The organism is Wolbachia endosymbiont of Drosophila seguyi (assembly GCF_028981765.1).
Taxonomy (GTDB): Bacteria; Pseudomonadota; Alphaproteobacteria; order Rickettsiales; family Anaplasmataceae; genus Wolbachia; species Wolbachia pipientis.
On the sequence record NZ_JAPQLM010000142.1, the window covers coordinates 1 to 4,833 of the forward strand.

A 4,833-nucleotide genomic window follows, 5' to 3' on the forward strand; every position below is an offset into this window, starting at 1 on the left:
GGTTTTGGTATTTTAATAATCATCTTCTCCTTGCCGCTATCGGTGCCTATACCGGTTCCACCTGGTTATACAACTATTCTTTCTATACCTTTAATCTTATTCTCACTGCAGCTTCTATTTGGATTTGATTCTCCTTGGATGCCGCATTGGTTGGAAAGAAGGTCTTTTCAGCGTTCAACACTAGCTTTTGTGGTAGAGAAAACTTCTCCAGCATTAAAAAAAATAGAAAAGTTCATGAAACCAAGAATGTCTTTTATTTTCTATGGGCCCGGTGAAAAGATTTTAGCTTTTGTAATGTTGCTTTCTGCATTATCGATAGCTCTTCCATTGCCTCTTACTAACTTCATTCCTGCAATTGGTACGACTCTTATTTCGCTTGGCATTATGAGTAAAGATGGGTTTCTATCCATATTGGGAGTTTTAATATCATTGTGTGGGCTATTGCTTACTCTTGTTGTAGTAGTCAAAGGGCCACAACTTATCATTGGGGCATTTTCTTTTCTCAAAAGCTTCGTATATGGTTAGGCTTTACAACACCTTAACAAAAAAAAAGGAGCTTTTTACACCTATCGATAAAGATCATGTGAAAATGTATGTTTGCGGACCAACAGTATATGACACAGCACATATAGGCAATGCACGGTCTGTTGTTGTGTATGATGTGTTATTTCAGCTACTTAAGTTTTGTTATGGCAAAGTTACCTATGTGCGTAACATAACCGACATTGATGATAAGATAATTAATGCAGCAAGTGAAAAAAATAGCAACATAGAAAGTATCAGCACATATTACACCAAGGCTTTTCATGAAGATATGAGAAGCATAAATTGTGCAGAGCCAACACACGAGCCAAAAGCAACGAAAAACGTAGATTATATTATAAAATTAATTGAACATTTGCTGCAATCAGGCCACGCTTATGAATCTGACAAACATGTGTATTTTAATATAGAATCTTACCATGAATATGGTGCTTTATCAGGAAAAAAAACTGATGAATTGGTTCCAGGTAGCAGAGTTGAAGTTAATGAAAATAAAAAGCACCCGGGAGATTTTGTGCTGTGGAAGCCTGCAAATGATATTGACTACAAACTTTCAAGTTATTGGAATAGCCCATGGGGAGAGGGCAGACCTGGATGGCATATAGAATGCTCAGCAATGTCATATGCTTACCTTGGCAAAGATTTTGATATTCATGGTGGCGGCATAGATTTACAATTTCCTCACCATGAAAATGAAATTGCACAGAGTAAGTCTGCATTTGCTGGATCAATGTTTGCAAAATACTGGATACATAACGGTTTTCTTACAGTAAATGAAGAGAAAATGAGCAAGTCCTTATTTAATATAGTCAAAGTAAGAGATTTGCTAGATAGTGGAATAAAGGGTGAAGTAATACGCTATGCACTGCTCAAAACTCACTACAGAAAACCACTTGATTGGACAGAAAACGTTATTTCTGACGCACAGGAAACCTTAAATAAATTTTATCGGCTATCACGTGGTTTAGATACAATAAATATTGATGAAAGTAACGCAGAGATTTCTAAAGATTTTATAGACGCTTTAAAAAACGACTTAAACATTCCTGAAGCTCTAGCTATATTACATGAAATGGCTGCAAAAATTAACAAAATGAGTAATGAAAGTGAAAAGCTAAAATTAACTGAGAGTTTTGTTAAGAGTGCCAGATTTATTGGTCTTCTTGAGTCAAGTTATGAAAAGTGGTTTGCTGTGGATGTAAATCATCAAGAAATAGAAAGGTTGATAGACTTAAGAAAAATTGCAAAAAAAAATAAAAATTACGATACTGCAGACAAAATAAGGGATCAGTTGAAACAAATGGGGATTACAATTTCTGACAATGAAGATGGTACAACAACCTGGTAAACTCATATGGAAAATTACTTTCTGTTATTCACAGATAGTCTAGTATCATCATTAGTCCTACCCATACATCAAGGTTTTGTGTTCAATACCATGCTTTATTTCAGGTCGTATCACACTCCACTACTGATGTTATTTTTTGGAGTACTAGGATCAAGCCTTGGTGGAATAGTTAACTGGTATTTAGGTAGAATAACAATCTCTATACGAAAATCATACCGCAAACTAGAGAACGAGCATAAAACACCAAAAATCGTAAAAAATCTACTGATTTGTGCAGTTACATTACTTTCATGGGTGCCAGCACTTGGAAGTGTGATTCAAATTTTATCAGGTTATTTTAAGTTAAACCTTTATACCCTTGCCCCTTTAATCATTCTATCTAATTTCTTCTATTTGTTATATCTAATACTTACTTTTGGAGTATAACAGCTATAGTACTACAGCCATTAAAGCCCACTTCTGTCATCCTATGCCCTGATAGAAGCGGAGCTATAAATTAAATGCAAAATTTCAGTAGTCACAGGATGGATGCACCGTGAGCTAAAAGCCATTCCACAAGATCCCTATGATCAAAATCAGTGGCATAATGTAATGCTGTCATTCCCCTATTATTCTTAGCATTAACATCTGCTTTGCGTTTTAGTAGCACTCTAGCCGTGTCAAAATTTCCCATAATAGCAGCAAAGTGTAGCAGAGTGTTGCCATTTTCATCTTTAGCGTTAACATCATCCCCTTCTTTAATGAAGTATTTTGTTAATTTTTCACTTCCAATTTTAGCAGCATGGTGCAGTGGAGTTTTATTGCATTCGTTCTTAACACTAACATTTGTGGTGTGTTTCAATAGTGTCTTAGCTAAAGCAACCATACACATCCCATCGTCAATAGAATTTGTATCACGAGCTGAAAGTAACTCCACAAGTTCTTGGTGATCAAAATCAGTGGCATAATGCAATGCTGTCATTCCCCTATTATTCTTAGTATCAACATCTGCATTGTGTTTTAGTAGCACTCTAGCCGTGTCAAAATTTCCCATAATAGCAGCAAAGTGTAGCGGAGTGTTGCCATTTTCATCTTTAGCGTTAACATCGGCACCTTTTTCAATGAGGCATTCTATCGTTTCTATACTTCCACTTCTAGCAACATAGTGCAGCGAAATTCTATTTTGTTCGCTCTTAACATTAACATCTACATTATGTTCTAATAGTACCTTAGCTACGGCAACCCTACCCATCTTAGTAGCAAGATGTAGCGAAGTATCGCCATCTTTATCCTTAGCATTAACATCTGCATTATGTTTTAATAGTACCTTAGCCACGTCAACCCTATACATCATAGTAGCCCAGTGTAACGCAGTGAAGCCACTTTCATCTTTAGCGTTAATGTCCGCCCCTTTGCCTATAAGGTATTCTACTATATCAACCCTTCCATCATAAACAGCCTGATGTAACGGAGTGATACCATATCTGCTCTTAGCATTGACATCTGCACCCTTATTGATAAAATATTGCACTATGTCCAATCCTCCACTCTCAACAGCTGAACACAATGGAGTGCTGTCAGATCCATCCCTAGCATTAACAACACAATTAATTTATCTGGGTGTTTTTCTTCCATATGTGTTAATACGCACCTAACTGCCTCATAACTGCCACTTTCGGCAAGTGAATGCAACGGTGTATATTTCCATTTACCATAAATAGGATTAAAGTAAAATTCGTCAATTAACTCACCATACTTACTCACATATCCCCAAACAGATGCAACAATAGAATTATCTATTAATACATCATAACTGTTTATCAATTCTAGAGCTTTCCTTAAGACCTCTTCTTCTCGGCCTTTCTCTTGTAATTTTAATCTAGTCACCTTTTGCACTAGTCTGTAAATATTTACTACTCCTTTCCTTAATTTAATCATTGAATATCGATTAAGTAACTCAACAGCATTCCACAACGCTTCTTTATCATTAGCTACTTGCTGTGAAAAGATTTCTTCTATATAAATCTCATTAGGAGAAAAATAGGCCATTATCTCGAGAATGCTCAATGCTTCCGGCCCAAATTTTTTTTGCACTATAGCATCAATTGTAATTTTCCAAGTTATGAAAGTTGCCTTAGCATAACGATCACTTTTATATTCGGACTTAAAGTCAAGTAGCTTCTCTGCTATCTTTTCACACTTTTTCAGATAGCCACCAACTCTAATCCTTTTTCTACCCCTATGACTAAATACAATATTTTCTTCACTAATATATGTAACCGCTAGTTTTAAAGCCAATTGGGAATATTGTAGTTCCTGTGCTAGCTTTTTTATTTCCTTATTCTGTAAATTGTTTTCTATATTCAAAGCCCTTTTAACAAATTCTAAAGCTTCTATTTCATCAAATTCATCTGATTCTTCTATATCTCCTTCTTCTCTTGCTTTCGATTTTTTGTCACGAGGACCATAAGGTTTCTTATGGGGTCTTTGCTTGTTATTTTGCGCTGTTACAGCTGCATGTATTTCATTCAGTGTTTTACTATCCTTATGCTGTTGTTTTGCTATTTTATCAATTCCTTTATTCCCTTTCTTTACCCCTCGTTCTATCCCACATAGAGTGCTGGCCCATAGCTCCACTTTTTGGAAAAATTCTTTTCCTTCTTCTGGCGAAAGAAAACGTCCTTTTATATCTTTCACCCAGTCTGATATTTTCTCCAGAAGGTCATTGCAAAAGATTTCATTGTCACCAACATAGCCAAACTTTTTGGCCAATCTACCACTCATCTCACCTTTAAACAATTCTTTTAGCTGACTTTCATTGGGCAAATTAACCGCAAACACTAGTTCATTTAAAAAGTCTTCGACTTCTTTATCACTGACTTCTCTACCTACCTTACCCTTTATAAAATCCTTATTTTCCTGCAAGTATGAGATAATACTATTATCAAATTTATATCTTACAC

4 protein-coding genes and 1 pseudogene are annotated in these 4,833 nt (G+C 35.6%); 3 read left to right on the plus strand and 2 right to left on the minus strand.

Annotated elements, in window-relative coordinates; all coding sequences use genetic code 11:
- The 3 genes from OZD62_RS03470 to OZD62_RS03480 form a co-directional block, all read left to right on the plus strand.
- Nucleotides 1-525: exopolysaccharide biosynthesis protein (locus OZD62_RS03470; protein ID WP_275019435.1), on the plus strand; the 525-nt coding region annotated here is incomplete at its 5' end.
- Nucleotides 518-1,891 carry a cysteine--tRNA ligase gene (gene cysS / locus OZD62_RS03475; protein WP_010082300.1) on the plus strand — a complete coding sequence of 458 codons (1,374 nt, stop codon included), beginning with the start codon at nucleotides 518-520 and terminating at the stop codon, nucleotides 1,889-1,891. The genes OZD62_RS03470 and cysS, both read left to right, overlap by 8 nt.
- Before the next feature lie 6 nt (nucleotides 1,892-1,897).
- Nucleotides 1,898-2,317: a YqaA family protein gene (locus OZD62_RS03480; RefSeq protein ID WP_010962395.1), complete on the plus strand. Its 420-nt coding sequence runs from the start codon at nucleotides 1,898-1,900 to the stop codon at nucleotides 2,315-2,317.
- Between the two features lie 91 nt (nucleotides 2,318-2,408).
- Here OZD62_RS03480 and OZD62_RS03485 read toward each other — a convergent pair whose 3' ends face one another.
- Nucleotides 2,409-3,410 carry an ankyrin repeat domain-containing protein gene (locus OZD62_RS03485; RefSeq protein ID WP_275019436.1) on the minus strand — a complete coding sequence of 334 codons (1,002 nt, stop codon included), beginning with the start codon at nucleotides 3,408-3,410 and terminating at the stop codon, nucleotides 2,409-2,411.
- Nucleotides 3,401-4,833: pseudogene (locus OZD62_RS03490) on the minus strand (hypothetical protein); the annotation flags it as partial. The pseudogene OZD62_RS03490 and the gene OZD62_RS03485, both read right to left, overlap by 10 nt.